The following is a 19,717-nucleotide window of genomic DNA, read 5'->3' as shown; positions in this document are numbered from 1 at the left end:
TGATGATGTGGGAGCCCCGGCCCGGGGCGGGACGCCCGACACTGATGTCGGATTCCCGCCAGCCCCGCCCCGCCCGGTGGCAGATCCTGGACGCATGCAGAACGGGATGCACACCGACCGGGAGCGCTGTCTGCGCGCTGTCCAGTCCAAGGACGCGCGCTTCGACGGCTGGTTCTTCACCGCCGTCCTGACCACCCGCATCTACTGCCGGCCGAGCTGCCCGGTCGTACCGCCCAAGCCCGGGAACATGACCTTCCACCCGAGCGCGGCCGCCTGCCAGCAGGCCGGATTCCGTGCCTGCAAGCGCTGCCGGCCCGACAGCAGCCCCGGCTCCCCGGAGTGGAACCAGCGGGCCGACCTCGTGGCCCGAGCCATGCGACTGATCGCCGACGGCGTGGTCGACCGCGAGGGTGTGCCCGGCCTCGCCGCCCGCCTCGGCTACAGCACCCGGCAGCTGGAACGCCAGCTGCTGGCCGAACTCGGCGCGGGACCGCTCGCCCTCGCCCGCGCCCAGCGCGCCCGGACGGCCAGAGTCCTCATCGAGACGACCCCGCTCCCGATGGCGGACATCGCCTTCGCCGCGGGCTTCTCCGCCGTCCGCACCTTCAACGACACCGTGCGGGAGGTCTTCGCCCTGGCACCGAGCGACCTGCGCTCCCGGGCACCGAGAACGGCCCCCGGACACACCCCCGGCGTCCTGTCCCTCCGCCTCCCCTTCCGCGCCCCCCTCAACCCCGACAACCTCTTCGGCCACCTCGCGGCGACCGCCGTCCCGGGCGTGGAGGAGTGGCGCGACGGCTCCTACCGGCGCACCCTCCGCCTGCCCTACGGCCACGGCATCGTGGCGCTCGCCCCGCGCCCCGACCACATCGCCTGCCGCCTCACCCTCAGCGACCTGCGCGACCTGACCGTCGCCATCAGCCGCTGCCGCCGCATGCTCGACCTGGACGCCGATCCGGTCGCGGTCGACGACCAGCTGCGCGGGGATCCCGTCCTCGCGCCCCTGGTCGACAAGGCGCCCGGTCGGCGTGTTCCCCGCACGGTCGACGAGGCGGAGTTCGCCGTACGCGCCGTCCTGGGCCAGCAGGTCTCCACGGCCGCCGCCCGCACCCACGCGGCCCGCCTGGTCACCGCCCACGGCGAGCCGGTGGAGGACCCCGAGGGCGGCCTCACCCACCTCTTCCCCTCACCCGAGGCGCTCGCCGCGGTGGACCCCGCGACCCTGGCGATGCCCGCCACCCGCCGCACCACCCTCACCACGCTGGTGGCCCGGCTCGCCGACGGGACGGTCAACCTGGGCCTGGAGAGCGACTGGGCGCAGACCCGTGACCGACTGCTCGCCCTTCCCGGCTTCGGACCGTGGACCGTCGACGTCATCGCGATGCGGGCACTCGGCGACCCCGACGCCTTCCTCCCCACCGACCTCGGAGTCCGGCGCGCCGCCCGCGAACTGGGCCTGCCGTCGACCCCGGCGGCGCTCACGGCCCGTGCGGCGGCCTGGCGGCCCTGGCGCGCGTACGCGGTCCAGTACCTGTGGGCGACCGACAGCCACCCCATCAACTCCCTGCCCCTGTGAGGACGTTCCGTGAGACGGCACACCGTGATCGACAGCCCCTACGGCCCGCTGACGCTCGTCGCCGACGACGGCGCCCTGTGCGGCCTCTACCTGACCGACCAGCGTCACCGCCCGGCGCAGGAGACCTTCGGCGACCGCGACGACCTGCTTTTCGGTGAGGCCACCGACCAGCTGAATGCGTACTTCGCGGGCGAGTTGACGCAGTTCACCGTCGAACTGCGCCTGCACGGAACCCCGTTCCAGCGCAGCGTCTGGCAGCAGCTGCGCCGCATCCCGTACGGCGAGACCCGCTCCTACGGCCAACTGGCCGGCGCCCTCGGCAGTCCCGGCGCCTCCCGCGCCGTGGGCCTCGCCAACGGCAGGAACCCGGTCGGCATCATCGTGCCCTGCCACCGCGTCGTCGGCGCCGACGGCGGCCTCACCGGCTACGGCGGCGGCCTGGAACGCAAACAGCGCCTCCTGGACCTGGAGCGGGGCAGCGCGCTGTTCTGACCCTAGGCGGCGAGCCCGCTCAGCAGCTTCGGCAGCGCGGTCCCGATCGGCTCCCGTACGACGTCGTCCGCCCGGTCGTCGTACGGCGTCGGCTCCGCGTTGACGACGATCAGCCGTGCTCCGTGATCGGCTGCCACACCGGCCAGCCCGGCGGCGGGATGCACCTGGAGGGTGCTGCCCACGGCGATGAACACCTGGCACGCCTTGCTGATGGCGAGGGCGTCACCGAGGACCACCGGGTCGAGGGGCTCACCGAAGAAGACCGTCGCCGACTTCAGGATGCCGCCGCACTCCAGGCACGGCGGATCGTCCTCGCCGGCCTCGACGCGGGCCAGCGCGTCCGCCATGGGGCCCGTCGCGTGGCACTGCGTGCACACGAACCTCCGTGCGCTGCCGTGCAGTTCGAGCACCTTGCGGGCCGGCATCCCGGCCAGCTGGTGCAGGCCGTCCACGTTCTGCGTGAGCACCCTGACCGGCACGCCGGACCTCTCCAGGTCGGCCACGGCCCGGTGCGCGGCGTTCGGCTCGGCCTTCAGGGCCGCGGTCGCCCGACGCAGCTGCCACGACCGGCGCCGGATCTCCGGATCGCCCATGTAGTACTCGTACGTCACGAGCTTCTCGGCCTCCGGGTCCCGCCGCCACAGCCCGTCGGGTCCGCGGTAGTCGGGAATTCCGGAGTCGGTCGAGATTCCGGCGCCGCTCAGCAGGGCGACGAGGGGCCTGTTCATGGGCCGAGGGTAGGACGGCCGGCTGCCGCGAGCCAGTGGATATCCGCCCCGGCCCGTGCCGTCAGACCCTGTCGATCCGCCAGGCGACCATCCCCGTGGCGCCCGACTCCGCTCTCACGTCGAGGTGCGGCGCGCCGTTCACGGGTAGCCGTGCGGAGACCACCGACCGGTCGCAGGGGACGGCGCGCGCGGAGCCCGTCGCGGCCGGCGTCACGACCATCCGGACCGTCCCCGTCCCGGCGCACACCACGCTCACCTCGTAGGCGACGTTCCGCGCGAGGCCGGGCCGGGTGTGGATGCCGTCAAGGACGCGTTCCACCCCGGACTCGACCATCGGGCCGCTGCCGGCGGTGGCGGCGTCGAGGGCGGCGGTGACCTGCGCGGTGAGCCTCGCCTCGGTCCGGGACGCCGTGCCGTGTGCGGTGGCCGCGGGGGAGGCGGCGCGGGCGGGAGCGGGGTCGTGGGCCTGCCCGGCCGTGCATCCCGTCAGAACCAGGACCGACACCGCGGCGCAGCCGACGAGCCGGCGGACCCGGCGCGGACGGGTGTCTCCCGGAACAGCCGAGCCGTCCCCCCGCCGTCGGTGTCCGGCACTGTGTCGCATCCGTCCCGCCCCCCTGCGCGGGCCCCGTGCCCACGCCACCCGTAACCTTCACGAACCGTAGTCCACGTGGTCGGCCCGGCGGACGTCGCCGTCAGGCCACCCGGTGGCCGTTCTCCAGCTCGGCCGTCCCCGTGCCCTCGGCCAGGACGTCGAGGGCGGCCAGCACCCGGTGGCCCAGGGCGCCGGGCAGGTACTCGCCGATCTCCTCGCGCGGAACGAGCCGCCAGGACAGCAGCTCCTCCTCCTGGAGCCGGATCGACTGGAAGTCGGCGTCGCCGAGGAGACCGCCGTCGTACAGGTACGCCACGAGAGGCGGCCGGGCCGCCCCGTGCACCCAGTCCACCGCGAGCAGCCGGCCGGGCTCCCGGTCCAGGCCGATCTCCTCGACGGTCTCGCGGCGCGCGCCCTGCCGCGGGGTCTCGCCCTCGTCGGACTCGATGGTGCCGCCCGGCAGCGCCCAGCCCTCCCGGTAGTTGGGCTCGACAAGCAGCACCCGGCCGCCGGCGTCCCGGAAGAGCACGGCCGCCCCGGCCAGGACACGGGGGAGACCCGCGATGTACGTGGCGAAGTCTTCGGTGGTGGTCATTGAGGAAGGGTAACCAGCTCCCACCCCCGCATTCGGAGCCCATCGCCCGATCTCCGGACGGCCCGGCCCGGTGCCCGCCGGCGGTGGGCCGGGGAGCCGGCGGCGCACGGATGGCACCACGGAGCGTTCCACGGGGCGGTCGGCGCATGACGGCGGGGGTGTCCGGCGGTTAAGGTCGCAGCGGCGCGACTGGTCCTGACGTGCGTGAGGACCCGGAGAGCAAGGGGATGCAAGGTGGCGGACGCTGGAGTGATCGGTGCCCACAGGGTGCTCATCGCCGCGGACAAGTTCAAGGGCTCGCTGACGGCCGTACAGGTCGCCGAGCGGGTGACGGCCGGGCTCCGCCGGGCCGCACCGGGCGTGGCGGTCGAGGCGCTGCCCGTGGCCGACGGCGGCGACGGGACGGTGGACGCGGCGGTCGCGGCCGGTTTCGAGCGGCGCGAGGTACGGGTCGCGGGCCCCCTCGGTCACGAGGTGACGGCGGCGTTCGCACTGCGCGAGGGTACGGCCGTCGTCGAGATGGCGGAGGCCAGCGGACTCCAGCGGCTGCCCGCGGGCGTCTTCGCCCCGCTTACCGCGTCCACCTACGGCTCCGGCGAGCTGCTGCTGGCCGCGCTCGACGCGGGCGCGCGGACCATCGTGTTCGGTGTCGGCGGAAGCGCGACCACGGACGGCGGCGCCGGGATGCTGTCCGCGCTGGGCGCCCGGTTCCGGGACGCGGAGGGCGAGCCGGTGACACCGGGCGGCGAGGGCCTCGCCGCCCTGGCCTCCGCCGACCTGTCCGGTCTCGACCCGCGGCTCGGGTCCGTCGAGCTCGTCCTCGCGAGCGACGTCGACAACCCGCTGACCGGGCCCAAGGGCGCCCCCGCGGTGTACGGCCCGCAGAAGGGCGCCTCGCCGGACGACGTGGCGGAGCTGGACGCGGCCCTCGCGCACTACGCGAAGGTGCTGGAGGAGGCGCTCGGGCCGGCGGCCGCCGAGCACGCCGTCGCACCGGGCGCGGGCGCGGCGGGCGGCATCGGCTTCGGCGCCCTGCTGCTCGGCGCCCGTTTCCGCCCCGGCATCGAGGTGATGCTCGACGTCCTCGGCTTCGCGCCCGCGCTGGAGCGGGCCACGCTGGTGATCACCGGCGAGGGCTCCCTGGACGAGCAGACGCTGCACGGCAAGGCACCCGCGGGTGTCGCCGCCGCGGCCCGGGCGGCCGGCAAGGAGGTCGTCGCGGTGTGCGGGCGTCTCGCCCTGCGGCCGGCGGAGCTGGGCCGGGCCGGCATCCGGCGGGCGTACCCGCTGACGGACGCCGAACCCGACCTCGCGAAGTGCGTCGCGGACGCCGGGCCGATCCTGGAGCGCGTCGCCGAGGCGATCGGGCGCGACTTCCTGAACTGAGCCCCCGCACCGCACCGCGGGCGGCACGGACGAAGGGCCCCGAGCTTCCCGCTCGGGGCCCTTCGTCCGTGCCGGTACGGCGAACGCGCTACGGCAGTTGCGCCGTCCGCGCCTCACGCCGGTTGTCGCGGAAGTTGTTCACCCGGCGGGCCGTGGCGAACAGCGGGATGACCGCACCCATGACCAGCTGCAGCGCACAGCCCGTCTGGAGCAGCAGCTGACCGCTGGGGGCGTCGAACGCCCAGGCGGCGAGCAGGCCCATCGAGAGCACGATCCACGCCAGCATGGCGCCGGCGAGCCGGCCGCGCGGCTTCGGGTACTCGACCCGGCTCACCATCAGCCAGGCCGTACCCAGGATCGCCATGAGCGTCGCCACGAAGGGCAGCTCCAGGAGCACGATCGACACCACGGTCAGCGCGCCGAACGGCGATGGCATGCCCTGGAAGGTGCCGTCCTTGACGGTGACGCACGAGAAGCGTGCCAGCCGCAGTACGACGGCGAGGAGCACCACGATTGCCCCCACCGCCGCCACCCGCTGGTGCGCGTCGTCGGCGACCATGCCGTAGACGAGGACGAAGTACGCCGGGGCCAGACCGAAGCTGATCAGGTCCGAGAGGTTGTCCAGTTCCGCGCCCATCGGGGACGAACGCAGCTTGCGCGCCACGAGTCCGTCGAAGAGGTCGAAGACGGCCGCGCACAGCATGAGGATCACGGCGGTGGCCGCGCTGTGGCGGGCCATGCCGGACTCCTGGCTGCCCGTGAGGTGCGGGATCAGGATGCCGGTGGTGGTGAAGTACACCGCCATGAACCCGCAGGTGGCGTTCCCGAGGGTGAGGGTGTCCGCTATCGAGAGGCGGAGAGAGAGGGGCATCTCCTCCTCGTCGTCCACCTCGTCGGCCTCGGGCACCCAGCCCGCCTGGGTTTCCGGATCAATCACGGTCAATGCGAGTCACCCCAGCCACGGTCTTCTGACCGACCTCGACCGCGACCTCCACGCCTTCGGGCAGGTACACGTCGACGCGCGAGCCGAAGCGGATCAGTCCGATCCGGTCGCCCTGCTCGACCTTGGTGCCCTGGGGCACGTACGGGACGATGCGGCGAGCGACCGCACCGGCGATCTGGATCATCTCGATGTCGCCGAGTTCGGTGTCGAAATGCCAGACTACGCGCTCGTTGTTCTCGCTCTCCTTGTTGAACGCCGGGACGTACCCGCCCGGGATGTGCTCGACCGACGTCACCGTGCCGGACAGCGGCGCCCGGTTGACGTGGACGTTGAGCGGGCTCATGAAGATCGCGACGCGGGTGCGTCCGTCCTTCCACGGCATGATGCTCTGCACCACACCGTCGGCGGGCGAGATGACCCGGCCCTGGGTGATCTCGCGCTCGGGGTCGCGGAAGAACCACAGCATGCCCGCCGCGAGCGCGGTGGCGGGCACGGCGATGGCCTTGGCGGCGCCGGAGCGGCGCGCCCGGACCAGGCTGAGGGCTGCGGTGGCGACGGTCGGGAGAAGCCACGGCGATGCTCCGCGCGCCAGGCGTACGCCTGCCAGGCTGTCGCGAGGTGCAGAGGTTTGGCTGTGGGGCATGGATGACCTTCGTAGCGGATGATGCCGCGCTTCAGGAGGGGGACGGCGGCTTTCCCGGGATCGTACCGGTCGCGGCCCGCAACTGGGCAAGCCAGGCAGCCGAGTCGGCGGCGGAACAGTGTTGACGGGGTGTGATCTTCTTCTCCAAGAAAACACCCCGAACCGGGATGTTCAGCCCTGGAGCCGATACTCTTCGAGCAGCCTGCGGCCGATGATCATTTTCTGGATCTCGGCAGTACCTTCGCCGATCAGCAGCATCGGCGCCTCACGGTAGAGACGCTCGATCTCGTACTCCTTGGAGAAGCCGTAGCCGCCGTGGATCCGGAAGGCGTCCTCGACGACCTCCTTGCAGTACTCGGAGGCGAGGTACTTCGCCATCCCTGCCTCAAGGTCGTTTCGCTGGCCGGAGTCCTTTTTGCGTGCAGCGTTCACCATCATGGCATGGGCGGCCTCGACCTTGGTAGCCATCTCGGCCAGCTTGAACTGGATGGCCTGGTGCTGGGCGATCGCCTTGCCGAAGGTGTGGCGCTGCTGGGCGTAGGAGACGCCGAGCTCGAAGGCGCGCTGAGCGACGCCGCAGCCACGGGCCGCCACGTTGACCCGACCCACCTCGACGCCGTCCATCATTTGGTAAAAACCGCGGCCGGTGGTCCCGCCGAGCACCCGATCGGCCGGAACGCGCAGGCCATCCATGATCAGCTCGGTGGTGTCGACGCCCTTGTAGCCCATCTTGTCGATCTTCCCGGGGATGGTGAGGCCGGGGCGGACCTCTCCGAAGCCGGGCTCCTTCTCGACCAGGAAGGTCGTCATCGACTTGTGGGGCGCGCTGCCCTCGGGGTGTCCTTCGTCACTTCGGACGAGAACGGCGACCAGGCTGGACGTGCCACCGTTCGTCAGCCACATCTTCTGCCCGTTCAGGACGTACTCGTCGCCGTCCCTGACCGCCTTCGACGTGATCGCGGACACATCCGAACCGAGCGCCGGCTCCGACATGGAGAAGGCGCCGCGGATGTCTCCCGCCGCCATCCTCGGCAGGAAGGTGTCCTTCTGCTCCTGCGTGCCGTGCTGCTTGAGCATGTACGCCACGATGAAGTGGGTGTTGATGATGCCGGACACCGACATCCAGCCGCGGGCGATCTCCTCCACGCACAGCGCGTACGTGAGGAGCGACTCACCCAGACCCCCGTACTCCTCGGGGATCATCAGGCCGAACAGGCCCAGCTCCCGGAGGCCGTCGACGATCGCCTGCGGGTACTCGTCGCGGTGCTCCAGCTCGGTCGCGACCGGAATGATCTCCTTGTCCACGAAGTCGCGGACGGTGGACAGGATCTCCTGCTGGACGTCGGTCAGACCGGCGGTCTGGGCGAGTCGCGCCATGGCTACTTCTCCGTGTTCTTTTCCGCGGGGGCGGACAGCTCAGGGCGGCCGGGCTGCTCGCCGCCGCGCTCCTTGATGTACGTCTCGGTCGGCACCATCACCTTGCGGCGGAACACGCACACCAGCGTGCCGTCCTGCTTGTAGCCCTTGGTCTCGACGTGGACGATGCCGCGGTCGTTCTTCGACTTCGAGGGCCACTTGTCGAGCACGGTCGTCTGGCCGTAGATCGTGTCGCCGTGGAAGGTCGGCGCCACGTGCTTGAGCGACTCGACCTCCAGGTTGGCGATCGCCTTGCCGGAGACGTCCGGTACCGACATGCCGAGCAGCAGCGAGTAGATGTAGTTGCCGACCACGACGTTCTTGCCGAAGTCGGTCGTCTTCTCGGCGTAGTTGCTGTCCATGTGGAGCGGGTGGTGGTTCATGGTGAGGAGGCAGAACAGGTGGTCGTCGTACTCCGTGACCGTCTTGCCGGGCCAGTGCTTGTACGTCGCCCCGACCTCGAACTCCTCGTAGGTGCGCCCGAACTGCATGCTCACGCCTCCGGAATCTCGAACGTGCTGGTGCGCCGCATGCCGGCGGCGCGCCCCTTGCCGGAGATGACCAGCGCCATCTTGCGGCTGGCCTCGTCGATCATCTCGTCGCCGAGCATCGCCGAGCCCTTCTTGCCGCCCGCCTCGGACGTGTAGTAGTCGTACGCGTCGAGGATCAGCTCGGCGTGGTCGTAGTCCTCCTGCGACGGCGAGAAGATCTCGTTGGAGGCCTCGACCTGGCCCGGGTGCAGCACCCACTTGCCGTCGAAGCCGAGGGCCGCGGCGCGGCCGGCGACCTCGCGGTACCCCTCGACGTTGCGGATCTGCAGGTAGGGGCCGTCGATCGCCTGGAGGTTGTTGGCGCGGGCGGCCATCAGGATCTTCATCAGGATGTAGTGGTAGGCGTCCGCCGGGTAGCCGGGCGGCTGCTCGCCCACGACCAGCGACTTCATGTTGATCGACGCCATGAAGTCGGCCGGGCCGAAGATGATCGTCTCGACGCGCGGGGAGGCCTGCGCGATCGCGTTGACGTTGTTGAGGCCCTGCGCGTTCTCGATCTGCGCCTCGATGCCGATCTTGCCGACCTCGAAGCCCATGGTCTTCTCGATCTGCGTCAGCAGCAGGTCGAGCGCCACGACCTGCTGGGCGTCCTGCACCTTCGGCAGCATGATGCAGTCGAGGTTGGGGCCCGCGCCCTCGACGACCGTGACGACGTCGCGGTAGGTCCACTCGGTCGTCCAGTCGTTGACGCGCACGACCCGCGTCTTGCCCGTCCAGTCGCCCTCGTTGAGGAACTTGACGATGGTGTGCCGCGCGTCGGGCTTGGCCAGCGGCGCGCACGCGTCCTCCAGGTCGAGGAAGACCTGGTCGGCGGGGAGGCCCTGGGCCTTCTCCAGGAAGCGGGGGTTGCTCCCGGGGACCGCGAGACAGGAGCGCCGCGGGCGCAGACGGTTGACGGGCGTGGTCATGCGGGGACCTCCAGGGGGTCGAGCTTGTTCGCTTTCCGGATCTCGTCGACGATGCAGCCGATGATTCCGGTGATGTCGAAGTCCTTCGGGGTGAAGACCGCGGCCACTCCGGCAGCTCGCAGCTGTTCGGCGTCACCATTCGGGATGATGCCACCAGCGATCACCGGAATGTCTGTGGCACCGGCCACACGGAGCCGCTCCAGGACGTCCGGCACCAGTTGCGCGTGCGATCCGGACAGGATGGACAGGCCGACCGCGTGCACGTCCTCGGCGACGGCCGCGTCCACGATCTGTTCCGGCGTCAGCCTGATCCCCTGGTAGACCACCTCGAACCCGGCGTCACGGGCCCGCACGGCGATCTGCTCGGCACCGTTGGAGTGCCCGTCCAGGCCCGGCTTGCCGACCAGGAAGCGGAGCTTGCCGACGCCGAGGTCGGCCGCCGTCAGGTCCACCTTGCGGCGGACCTCCGACAGGGCGGAGCCCGCCTCGGCGGGGATCGCCACCGGAGCGGAGGAGACCCCGGTCGGCGCGCGGAACTCGCCGAACACCTCGCGCAGCGCGCCGGCCCACTCGCCCGTCGTGACGCCGGCGCGGGCGCACTCCAGGGTGGCCTCCATGAGGTTGGCGGTGCCCTTGGCGGCCTCCTTCAGCTTCTCCAGCGCCTTGCACGGGCGCGGATGGTTGAAGGGCGGCTGGTAGCGGGTGTCGCGCCAGTTCTGCAGCGAGGCGACCACCCGGGCCTCGACGGCCGGGTCTACCGTCTGGATCGCCGTGTCCAGGTCGGCGGTGAGCGGGTTGGGCTCGGTCGTCTCGAAGATGTTGACGCCGACGATCTTCTCCGCGCCGGACTCGATCCGCGCCCGGCGCTCCGCGTGCGAGGAGACAAGCTGTGACTTGAGGTAGCCGGACTCGACGGCCGCCATCGCGCCGCCCATCTCCTCGATCCGGGCCATCTCCGCGAGGGAGTCCTCGACCAGCGCCTCGACCTTGCTCTCGATCACCTTCGAGCCCTCGAAGATGTCCTCGTACTCCAGCAGGTCGCTCTCGTAGGCGAGGACCTGCTGCATGCGCAGGGACCACTGCTGGTCCCAGGGGCGGGGCAGGCCCAGGGCCTCGTTCCAGGCGGGCAGCTGCACGGCGCGTGCGCGGGCGTCCTTGGAGAGGGTCACGGCCAGCATCTCCAACACGATCCGCTGGACGTTGTTCTCCGGCTGCGCCTCGGTCAGACCGAGGGAGTTGACCTGCACGCCGTAGCGGAAACGGCGCTGCTTGGGGCTCTCGATGCCGTAACGCTCGCGGGTGACCTGGTCCCAGATGCGGCCGAAGGCCCGCATCTTGCACATCTCCTCGACGAAGCGGACGCCCGCGTTCACGAAGAAGGAGATCCGGGCGACGACGTCACCCATGCGCTCCCGCGGCACCTGGCCGCCGTCGCGCACCGCGTCCAGCACGGCGATCGCCGTCGACATCGCGTACGCGATCTCCTGGACCGGCGTGGCGCCCGCCTCCTGCAGGTGGTAGCTGCAGATGTTGATCGGGTTCCACTTCGGCATGTGGGAGACCGTGTACGCGATCATGTCGGTCGTCAACCGGAGCGAGGGCACCGGCGGGAACACGTGCGTGCCCCGCGACAGGTACTCCTTGACGATGTCGTTCTGGGTCGTGCCCTGGAGCAGGGTGATGTCCGCGCCCTGCTCCTCCGCGACGACCTGGTAGAGCGCCAGGAGCCACATGGCGGTGGCGTTGATGGTCATCGAGGTGTTCATCTGCTCCAGGGGGATGTCCTGGAACAGCCGGCGCATGTCACCGAGATGGGCCACCGGCACGCCGACCCGGCCGACCTCGCCGCGGGCGAGGACGTGGTCGGAGTCGTAGCCGGTCTGCGTCGGCAGGTCGAACGCGACCGACAGGCCGGTCTGGCCCTTGGCGAGGTTGCGCCGGTACAACTCGTTGGACGCCTCGGCCGTGGAGTGACCGGCGTACGTGCGCATGAGCCACGGCCGGTCCCGCTCGTTGCGCACCTGCTGCGTCTGGCGCTCAGTCATCTCGTGAACCTCCGCTTTCCTCAGACGTTCCGGAAGCGGTTGATGGCGTCGACGTGCTGGGCGCGCTTCTCCGCGTCGCGCACGCCCAGGCCCTCCTCGGGGGCCAGGCACAGCACGCCGACCTTGCCCTGGTGGAGGTTGCGGTGCACGTCGTAGGCCGCCTGGCCGGTGTCCTCCAGGGAGTACACCTTGGAGAGCGTCGGGTGGATCTTGCCCTTGGCGACCAGCCGGTTGGCCTCCCAGGCCTCGCGGTAGTTGGCGAAGTGCGAGCCGATGATCCGCTTCAGGGACATCCACAGGTAGCGGTTGTCGTACTCGTGCATGTAGCCCGAGGTCGAGGCGCAGGTGGTGATGGTGCCGCCCTTGCGGGTGACGTAGACGGACGCGCCGAAGGTCTCGCGGCCCGGGTGCTCGAAGACGATGTCGATGTCCTCGCCGCCGGTGAGCTCGCGGATACGCTTGCCGAAGCGCTTCCACTCCTTGGGGTCCTGGGTGTTCTCGTCCTTCCAGAACGCGTAGCCCTCGGCGTTCCGGTCGATGATCGCCTCGGCGCCCATGGCGCGGCAGATGTCCGCCTTCTGCGGACTGGAGACGACACAGATCGGGTTGGCGCCGCCGGCCAGCGCGAACTGCGTGGCGTAGGAGCCGAGTCCGCCGCTGGCACCCCAGATCAGGACGTTGTCGCCCTGCTTCATGCCGGCGCCGTTGCGGGACACCAGCTGCCGGTAGGCGGTGGAGTTGACCAGGCCCGGGGCGGCGGCCTCCTCCCAGCTGAGGTGGTCCGGCTTGGGCATCAGCTGGTTGGACTTGACGAGCGCGATCTCCGCGAGCCCGCCGAAGTTGGTCTCGAAGCCCCAGATGCGCTGCTCGGGGTCGAGCATCGTGTCGTTGTGGCCGTCCGAGGACTCCAGCTCGACGGACAGGCAGTGTGCGACGACCTCGTCCCCGGGCTTCCAGGCGTTCACGCCCGGCCCGGTGCGCAGGACCACGCCCGCGAGGTCGGAACCGATGATGTGGTACGGCAGGTCGTGCCGCTTGCTGAGCTCGCTGAGCCGGCCGTAGCGCTCCAGGAAGGAGAACGTCGACACCGGCTCGAAGATCGAGGTCCACACCGAGTTGTAGTTGACCGAGGAGGCCATCACGGCGACCAGGGCCTCGCCCGGGCCCAGTTCGGGCAGGGCCACCTCGTCCAGGTGGATCGACTTGCGCGGGTCCTTGTCGCGGGTCTCCAGACCCGTGAACATCTCCGTCTCGTCCTTGTGCACGGTGATCGCGCGGTACGACTCGGGGAGGGGCAGTGCGGCGAAGTCGGCCGGCGTCGATTCCGGCGACTGGATCGCGTCCAGGATGTCCTTCACGGTCACGGTGTTGCCTCCGGCGGTGAGCGCCCTGAGGGAGGGGCGCTGAGGGTTACGTCGGTGCTTGCTGCTGAGGGTGGGTGGAACGGTGCCGTCGGTTCGGCGGAGGGTGTTTCGGCAGCGCGTGGTGGCGCGGGAGGGTGCCTGTGACGCAGGCGTCCGGGCGCGCGAACCGATGGTTTGCGGGGACAGCCGGCGTACGAATGGTCTCTGCACGCCGGCCGCCCGGACTCCTTCAACGTATGACACCGCGTGTCACCTCGCAAGGCACTGAGTGCCAGAACTTGCTCTCAGGTGAAATCTTTACGTAACAAATGAGCGATGATCGATCGAACGGGGCGTGAAAGGTGCCTGAAAAGGTGCCCTGACATGGCAAAACGGCCACCCCGAGGGGTGGCCGTCGTCACAGGGTGGCGCCGGGATCAGCGGTCCCTGAGCGCCTCCTCGATGGTCCGCATGACCTGGTCCAGCGGGGCGTCGGTGCGCGCCACGGTCACCAGCACCTCGCCGTGGGCGGACACCGTCGCGGCCGCCGGCTGTGCGCCCGGGCCGCGCCCGGCCCCGATGCCCGTGCCGAACGTCTTGCGCACGATCCCGAAGGCGTGGTCCAGCTGCGCCTCCACGTCCCCCTGGCCGCCCGCCCGCAGCCAGCGCCGCAGGACGTGGTTGTGGGCGGTGACCACGGCGGACGCGGCGACCTCCGCGAGCAGCGGGTCGTCGTTGGCGTCGTCGTCGTGGGCGTGCTCGTCGAAGTGGCCGAGGAGGTAGCGGGTGAACAGACGCTCGTAGCGGGCGACCGACGCGATCTCCGCCTCCCGCAGGGTGGGCACCTCACGTGTCAGCTTGTAGCGGGCGACCGAGATCTCCGGCCGCGCCGCGTACATGCGCATGACCTCCTTGATGCCGCGGCACACCGTGTCCAGCGGGTGCTCGTGCGCGGGGGCCGCGTTGAGCACGGCCTCCGCCCGGATCAGGGTGTCGTCGTGATCGGGGAAGATCGCCTCTTCCTTGGAACGGAAGTGGCGGAAGAACGTACGCCGGGCCACCCCGGCCGCGGCCGCGATCTCGTCGACGGTGGTCGCCTCGTACCCCTTGGTCGCGAACAGCTCCATCGCGGCGGCCGCCAGCTCACGGCGCATCTTGAGCCGCTGGGCGGCGGCGCGACTGCCCGCGGCACTTTCCGGTGCGTCGGGCGCGGCTGGCGTACGTGAGGACTTGGCGGCCTGGGGCATGACCTGAACGTACTGCATGTGCGCAGGGGGACGGGCATGGCCAGGACTTCCCCCGCCCCGCACGGGCGGGGGAGTGCCGGGCACCGGGAACGGGGCGGGCCTGCCCGGGTCGAGCAGCCCGCCCCAGTCCTCGTTCGCCCCGAACCGCTCGCCGTCGCCCGTGAACCGGTCGCCCGGTCGCTCAGCGGCGGGCATATTCGCGGAAGCCGCGGCCCGTCTTGCGGCCGAGGCAGCCGGCGGCCACCAGGTGCTCCAGCAGCGGGGCCGGGGCCAGGCCCGGGTCGCGGAACTCGCGGTGCAGCACCTTCTCGATGGCCAGGGAGACGTCGAGACCGACCACGTCCAGCAGCTCGAAGGGGCCCATCGGGTAGCCGCCGCCCAGCTTCATCGCCGCGTCGATGTCGTCGAGGGACGCGTAGTGCTCCTGCACCATCTTGATCGCGTTGTTGAGGTACGGGAACAGCAGGGCGTTCACGATGAAGCCGGCCCGGTCCCCGCAGTCCACGGCGTGTTTCCTGATCCGGGCGCAGACCTCGCGGACGGTCGCGTGCACGTCGTCGGCCGTCAGGACGGTACGGACGACCTCCACCAGCTTCATCGCGGGCGCCGGGTTGAAGAAGTGCATGCCGATCACGTCCTGCGGACGCGAGGTGGCCCGGGCGCACGCCACCACCGGCAGCGAGGAGGTCGTGGTCGCCAGCACGGCACCCGGCTTGCAGACCTTGTCCAGCGTCGCGAACAGCTGCTGCTTGACCTCCAGGTCCTCGGCGACCGCCTCCACCGCCAGGTCGACGTCGGCGAAGGCGTCGTAGGAACCGGCCGGAGTGATCCGCTCCAGGGTCTCGGCGGCGGCCTCGGCGGTCAGCCGGCCCTTGTCGACGGAACGCGCCAGCGACTTGCCGACGCGGGCCTTGGCGACCTGGGCCTTCTCCTCGCTGCGGGCGGCCAGCACGACCTGGTAGCCGGCCTTGGCGAAGACCTCGGCGATACCGGAGGCCATGGTGCCCGAGCCCGCGACACCGACGGTGTGGACCGGGCGCCCGGCCGCCCCGGCGCCCGTGGCGACCGGCGTCGGACCGTCCGGGACGACCGTGGCGGCGCCGGGGGCCTCGTAGGTGTAGAACCCGCGCCCCGCCTTGCGGCCGGTGAGCCCGGCCTCGCTGAGCTGCTTGAGGATCGGGGCGGGGGCGTGCAGACGGTCGTGGGACTCGGTGTACATGGCCTCCAGGACCGTGCGCGCGGTGTCCACACCGATCAGGTCCAGCAACGCCAGCGGCCCCATCGGCAGCCCGCAGCCGAGCCGCATCGCGGCGTCGATGTCCTCGCGGGAGGCGTACTTCGCCTCGTACATCGCGGCGGCCTGGTTGAGGTAGCCGAACAGCAGGCCGTCCGCGACGAAGCCCGGACGGTCACCGACCGCCACCGGCTCCTTGCCGAGCTCCAGCGCCAGGTCCGTGACGGCGGCGACGGCCGCGGGCGCGGTCAGCACCGAGGACACCACCTCGACCAGCTTCATCGCCGGCGCCGGGTTGAAGAAGTGCATTCCGAGAACGCGCTCCGGACGGGCCGAGTCGGCGGCCAGACGCGTGACGGACAGGGCGTTGGTGCCGGTCGCCAGGATCGTCTGGGGCCGCACGATGCCGTCGAGTTCACGGAAGACCTGGTGCTTGATCTCGTACGACTCCGGGACCACCTCGATCACCAGGTCGGCGTCGGCCGCGGCACGCAGGTCGGTGGAGGTGCTGACCCGGGCGAGGGCGTCGGCGCGCTCCCGCTCGGTCAGCCGGCCGCGCTCCACGGCGCGGGCGGTCGCGGTCTCCAGGGCGGCGAGGGCCTTCGCGGTCGCCGCCTCGCTGAGGTCGATGCCGACGACCGTGCGGCCGGCCCTCGCCAGGACCTCGGCGATACCGGTGCCCATGGTGCCGAGGCCGACGACGGCCACGGTCGTGAGCGGGGACAGAGGGGTGTCGGACAGGGGAGCGGCCATCGCGGGACTCCAGGAATGAGGGTGACGACTGGAAGCGCGCCCGGGTGCGCCGTGGGGCGCACCGGGGTGCGAGAGGAGTGCGGGTGTTTCCGGGCTGCGAGCGCACACGCCCGGTGCCGTGGTCCTGGGCGTGCACACGCCCGGAGAACGGTGGAAGCCGACCGGCCCTGTCCCGGAGCCGGGTCGTACCGCGGTACGTGAAGTACCGAACCGACCAGCACTCGCGGTGGCTGCGTCACCAGGCCACCGCAAGCAGATGCGAGTGGGTAACTCGCTCGTCTGAGCTTAACCCGTCGGTAACGAGCGCGCCAGCCCCCGAGTTTGTGATGTAGGTCCCGGGCGCCGGACCGCACCCCTAATCTCGGTTTCATGGACGAAGAGTTGCGATCGCTCACGGAGCGCTTACGGCAGGAGTCGGGTGCGCCGCCCGGCTATCACCGTCTCGTGGCCACCGGGGACCTCGACGAACTCGCCGGAGTGCTCACCGAGCCCGGGCAGCCGCTGTGGGCCCGGGAACTGGCCGCCTTCCGGCTCGGCCTCGCGGGCGACCGGCGCGCCTTCGAAGCCCTCGTCCTGCTCCTCAACCACCGTGACCCGCAGCGGTGCGCCTCCGCCGCGTACGCCCTGGCCCGGCTCGCGGACCCGCGCACCGCCCGCGCGGCGGCCACCCTCGCCACCAACGAACTGCGGGTCGCCTACGCCCTGTACCCGGTCCGGCTGCTGGTGCGGCTGCGCGCCCCCGAGTCGGTGCCGGCGCTGATCACCACCCTGGAACGGCGCCTGCGCCCGCACGACCCGTACCGGCGCGTGGCGCTGGCCTGCGTGGAGGGCCTCGGCACGCTGGGCGACGCGCGGGCCGAGGCCGTGCTCGACGAGGCGCTCGCCCACCCGGCGCTGGCGGAGGCGGCGGTGCGGGCGCTGGCCAGGATCCCGCGCCGGCGCTGAGCTGTCCCGCGCCGGCGCCGGCCCGGATCCCCCGTCAGCGCCGGGCTACAGGGCCGGTGGCGTCAGATCGCGCACGTACCGCACCTCGGGCACCGGGACGCCGTCCACCTCGTAGGGCTCCTCGGCGCCGTCCGCGCGGAAGCCGGCCCGTTCGTAGAAGCGCCGGGCGCGGGTGTTGCCCTCCAGGACCCACAGGTACACGCGGTCGTGCCCGGCGGCGGCGCAGTGCCGCACCGACGCCTGGAGCAGGGCGTGTCCGATGCCGCCGCCGTACCGGTCGGGGTCCACGTAGATGGCGTACAACTCACCGTCCGCGGTGCGGACTTCACCGTCCCGGTAGGGCCCGGTGCAGGCCCAGCCGACGACTTCGCCGTCCTGCTCGGCGACGAGGTCCAGCACGCTGCCGTCCCCCCGTGCGAGTGCGGCCCGGCGCCGCTCGGCGTCCGCCGGCACGCTGAGTCCGTCGAGATGGGACTGTGGCATCAGCCCCCGGTACGCGCTCTGCCAGCCGCGGACGCGGATCTCCGCCACACGGTCGCAGTCGGGCAGGGTCATCGCGCGGATGCGGAGGCGTTCGTCGTCCATGGCGGCACCCTAGGGGCCCGCCCCGGCGCCCGGCCTCCGGTTTTCGGTCCGCCCGGCACACGGGTGCCGGGCGGACCCCGAGGGCTCAGCCGCGGAAGCCGAGCAGCCCGTGCAGTGCCGAGCCGCGTGCCGACGTCGACGCGGTCTTCGCGCTCAGCGGCTCGGGATCGGGCAGTGTCCGGCACACCGCGTCGACCCCGTGGTGACCGCGCGGCACCGTGCCGTCGGTCAGGTACGCCGAGAGGTACCCGTCGAGACAGGCGTTGCCGCTCAGCGTGATGCCGTGGTTCCCGCCGCCCTGCTCGACCACCAGACGGGAGCGCGCGAGCATCCGGTGGACCGTCGCGCCACCCTCATAGGGGGTGGCCGCGTCGTCCGTCGCCTGGAACAGCAGCACCGGCGGCAGCTTGCCGTTGGCGATGTTCACGGGCTTCTCCGACTCCGTCGGCCAGAACGCGCACGGCGCGTTGTACCAGGCGTTGTTCCAGGCCATGAAGGGCGCCCGGTCGTACACCGCCCAGTTGTCCTTGCGCCACTGGCCCCAGTCGCGCGGCCAGGAGGCGTCCCGGCACTGCACCGCGGTGTAGACGCTGTAGCCGTTGTCCCCGGAGGCGTCGACGGCGGCGAAGTTCTCGTACGCCTCGACCAACGGGTCGGCGTTCTTGTCCTTCACGTACGCGGCGAACGCCTCGGCCAGGTAGGGCCAGTAGCCGTTGTAGTAGCCGCCCGGGATGAAGGTGTCCTCCAGTTCGGAGGCGCCGACCTTGCCGTCCGCGGGCTTCCTGGCCAGCGCGGCCCGCATGGCGTACCACTTGGCCTCGATCTTCTCCGGATCGGTGCCGAGCCTGTACGTCGCGTCGTGCTTCGCGATCCACGCCATGAGCGCGCGGTGGCGGTCGTTGAAGGCGTAGTCCTGGGAGATGTTGTCGTCGTACCACACGCCCGTGGGGTCGACGATCGAGTCCAGGACCAGGCGGCGCACCCGCTCGGGGTAGAGCTTGGCGTAGACGGCGCCGAGGTACGTGCCGTACGAGTAGCCGAAGTAGTTGATCTTCCTGGCGCCCAGGGCGGCGCGGATCGAGTCCATGTCCCGTACGGCGGCGACCGTGTTGATGTACGGCAGCAGGCTCGCGTACTTCTTGCCGCAGGCACCGGCGAAGGACTTCGCGCGCTTGAGGTTCGCCTTCTCGATCGCGCGGGTGACGGGCACGGAGTCGGGGCGGACCGGGTTGAAGTACCCCGGCTCGCAGTTGAGGGCGGGCTTGCTCGCGCCCACCCCGCGCGGGTCGAAGCCGATGACGTCGTACTGGGCGGCGACGGCCTTGGGCAGTGCGGAGGCGACGAACCCGGCGAGTGACAGACCGCTGCCGCCGGGGCCGCCGGGGTTGACCAGCAGCGGTCCCTGGTACTTCTTCGCGGTGTGCGGGACACGGGACAGCGCCAGGGTGATCTGCCGTCCGCGCGGGTTCGCGTGGTCGAGCGGCACCTTCAGGGACGCGCACTGGAGCGTCGGATAGTCGGTGGTGCCACATTTCTTCCAGCTGGGCCTCGCGGCCGGAGCGAGGTCCGCGGTCCGTGGGGCGCTCGCGTCGGCGGGGACGGCCGTGAGGGTTCCGGCCACGACGACGACGGCACCGCACAGCACGGCTGCGCGTTTTCTCAAGAAGTCCTCCCAGGACGGAGGTGTCCGGACCGCACTGTCACGGTCCCCGCCGCATAGTCCCGGAAAGCG

At 71.3% G+C, this 19,717-nt stretch carries 18 protein-coding genes; 4 read left to right on the top strand and 14 right to left on the bottom strand.

Annotated elements, in window-relative coordinates:
- Window positions 1-94: 94 nt before the first annotated feature.
- Together AC07AZ_RS00815 and AC07AZ_RS00810 are read left to right on the top strand one after the other, a co-directional pair.
- Window positions 95-1,576, top strand: coding sequence for an AlkA N-terminal domain-containing protein (locus tag AC07AZ_RS00815; protein WP_478842334.1), 1,482 nt, complete (start codon window positions 95-97; stop codon window positions 1,574-1,576).
- Window positions 1,577-1,585: 9 nt separating this feature from the next.
- Entirely contained in the window at window positions 1,586-2,068 is a 483-nt protein-coding gene (locus AC07AZ_RS00810; protein WP_478842332.1) for a methylated-DNA--[protein]-cysteine S-methyltransferase, read from the top strand.
- Window positions 2,069-2,070: 2 nt separating this feature from the next.
- Here AC07AZ_RS00810 and AC07AZ_RS00805 read toward each other — a convergent pair whose 3' ends face one another.
- The 3 genes from AC07AZ_RS00805 to AC07AZ_RS00795 all read right to left on the bottom strand — a co-directional run bounded on the left by AC07AZ_RS00805 (window position 2,071) and on the right by AC07AZ_RS00795 (window position 3,986).
- On the bottom strand, window positions 2,071-2,796 hold the full coding sequence (locus AC07AZ_RS00805) for an SIR2 family NAD-dependent protein deacylase (protein ID WP_478842330.1): 726 nt from the start codon (window positions 2,794-2,796) through the stop codon (window positions 2,071-2,073).
- A 61-nt stretch (window positions 2,797-2,857) separates the two neighbouring features.
- Window positions 2,858-3,301, bottom strand: a complete 444-nt coding sequence (locus tag AC07AZ_RS00800; protein ID WP_478842328.1) for a DUF6023 family protein — start codon at window positions 3,299-3,301, stop codon at window positions 2,858-2,860.
- Between the two features lie 190 nt (window positions 3,302-3,491).
- Complete coding sequence (locus AC07AZ_RS00795; RefSeq protein WP_478842326.1) at window positions 3,492-3,986, bottom strand: NUDIX domain-containing protein; 495 nt, start codon at window positions 3,984-3,986, stop codon at window positions 3,492-3,494.
- Window positions 3,987-4,220: 234 nt separating this feature from the next.
- Here AC07AZ_RS00795 and AC07AZ_RS00790 point away from each other — a divergent pair, with 234 nt between their 5' ends.
- Window positions 4,221-5,372, top strand: coding sequence for a glycerate kinase (locus tag AC07AZ_RS00790; protein ID WP_478842324.1), 1,152 nt, complete (start codon window positions 4,221-4,223; stop codon window positions 5,370-5,372).
- 88 nt (window positions 5,373-5,460) lie between these two features.
- On the opposite strand, the gene pssA is transcribed toward AC07AZ_RS00790, so the two are convergent.
- From pssA to AC07AZ_RS00745, 9 genes are all read right to left on the bottom strand, one after another.
- Window positions 5,461-6,279, bottom strand: coding sequence for a CDP-diacylglycerol--serine O-phosphatidyltransferase (gene pssA, locus AC07AZ_RS00785; RefSeq protein ID WP_478843401.1), 819 nt, complete (start codon window positions 6,277-6,279; stop codon window positions 5,461-5,463).
- A gap of 22 nt (window positions 6,280-6,301) precedes the next feature.
- Entirely contained in the window at window positions 6,302-6,958 is a 657-nt protein-coding gene (locus AC07AZ_RS00780) for a phosphatidylserine decarboxylase (RefSeq protein WP_478842322.1), read from the bottom strand.
- A gap of 171 nt (window positions 6,959-7,129) precedes the next feature.
- Complete coding sequence (locus AC07AZ_RS00775) at window positions 7,130-8,335, bottom strand: acyl-CoA dehydrogenase family protein (protein WP_478842320.1); 1,206 nt, start codon at window positions 8,333-8,335, stop codon at window positions 7,130-7,132.
- Window positions 8,336-8,337: 2 nt separating this feature from the next.
- Entirely contained in the window at window positions 8,338-8,865 is a 528-nt protein-coding gene (locus tag AC07AZ_RS00770) for a MaoC family dehydratase (RefSeq protein WP_478843399.1), read from the bottom strand.
- Window positions 8,866-8,867: 2 nt separating this feature from the next.
- Window positions 8,868-9,833, bottom strand: a complete 966-nt coding sequence (locus AC07AZ_RS00765; RefSeq protein ID WP_478842318.1) for an HpcH/HpaI aldolase/citrate lyase family protein — start codon at window positions 9,831-9,833, stop codon at window positions 8,868-8,870.
- Complete coding sequence (locus AC07AZ_RS00760; protein ID WP_478842316.1) at window positions 9,830-11,878, bottom strand: protein meaA; 2,049 nt, start codon at window positions 11,876-11,878, stop codon at window positions 9,830-9,832. The genes AC07AZ_RS00765 and AC07AZ_RS00760 overlap by 4 nt, the downstream gene beginning before the upstream one ends.
- Before the next feature lie 20 nt (window positions 11,879-11,898).
- Window positions 11,899-13,242: a crotonyl-CoA carboxylase/reductase gene (gene ccrA, locus AC07AZ_RS00755; RefSeq protein ID WP_478842314.1), complete on the bottom strand. Its 1,344-nt coding sequence runs from the start codon at window positions 13,240-13,242 to the stop codon at window positions 11,899-11,901.
- A gap of 416 nt (window positions 13,243-13,658) precedes the next feature.
- Window positions 13,659-14,486 carry a TetR family transcriptional regulator gene (locus AC07AZ_RS00750; protein ID WP_478842312.1) on the bottom strand — a complete coding sequence of 276 codons (828 nt, stop codon included), beginning with the start codon at window positions 14,484-14,486 and terminating at the stop codon, window positions 13,659-13,661.
- Between the two features lie 163 nt (window positions 14,487-14,649).
- Entirely contained in the window at window positions 14,650-16,455 is a 1,806-nt protein-coding gene (locus AC07AZ_RS00745; protein ID WP_478842310.1) for a 3-hydroxyacyl-CoA dehydrogenase family protein, read from the bottom strand.
- 369 nt (window positions 16,456-16,824) lie between these two features.
- Here AC07AZ_RS00745 and AC07AZ_RS00740 point away from each other — a divergent pair, with 369 nt between their 5' ends.
- Complete coding sequence (locus AC07AZ_RS00740) at window positions 16,825-17,400, top strand: adenylosuccinate lyase (protein ID WP_478842308.1); 576 nt, start codon at window positions 16,825-16,827, stop codon at window positions 17,398-17,400.
- A gap of 45 nt (window positions 17,401-17,445) precedes the next feature.
- On the opposite strand, the gene AC07AZ_RS00735 is transcribed toward AC07AZ_RS00740, so the two are convergent.
- Together AC07AZ_RS00735 and AC07AZ_RS00730 are read right to left on the bottom strand one after the other, a co-directional pair.
- Window positions 17,446-17,985 carry an N-acetyltransferase family protein gene (locus tag AC07AZ_RS00735; protein ID WP_478842306.1) on the bottom strand — a complete coding sequence of 180 codons (540 nt, stop codon included), beginning with the start codon at window positions 17,983-17,985 and terminating at the stop codon, window positions 17,446-17,448.
- An 85-nt stretch (window positions 17,986-18,070) separates the two neighbouring features.
- Window positions 18,071-19,648 carry an alpha/beta hydrolase gene (locus AC07AZ_RS00730; protein ID WP_478842304.1) on the bottom strand — a complete coding sequence of 526 codons (1,578 nt, stop codon included), beginning with the start codon at window positions 19,646-19,648 and terminating at the stop codon, window positions 18,071-18,073.
- Window positions 19,649-19,717: the final 69 nt, after the last annotated feature.

The organism is Streptomyces sp. NPDC043878 (assembly GCF_056435735.1).
This window is presented reverse-complemented; position numbering and strand designations above follow the sequence as displayed.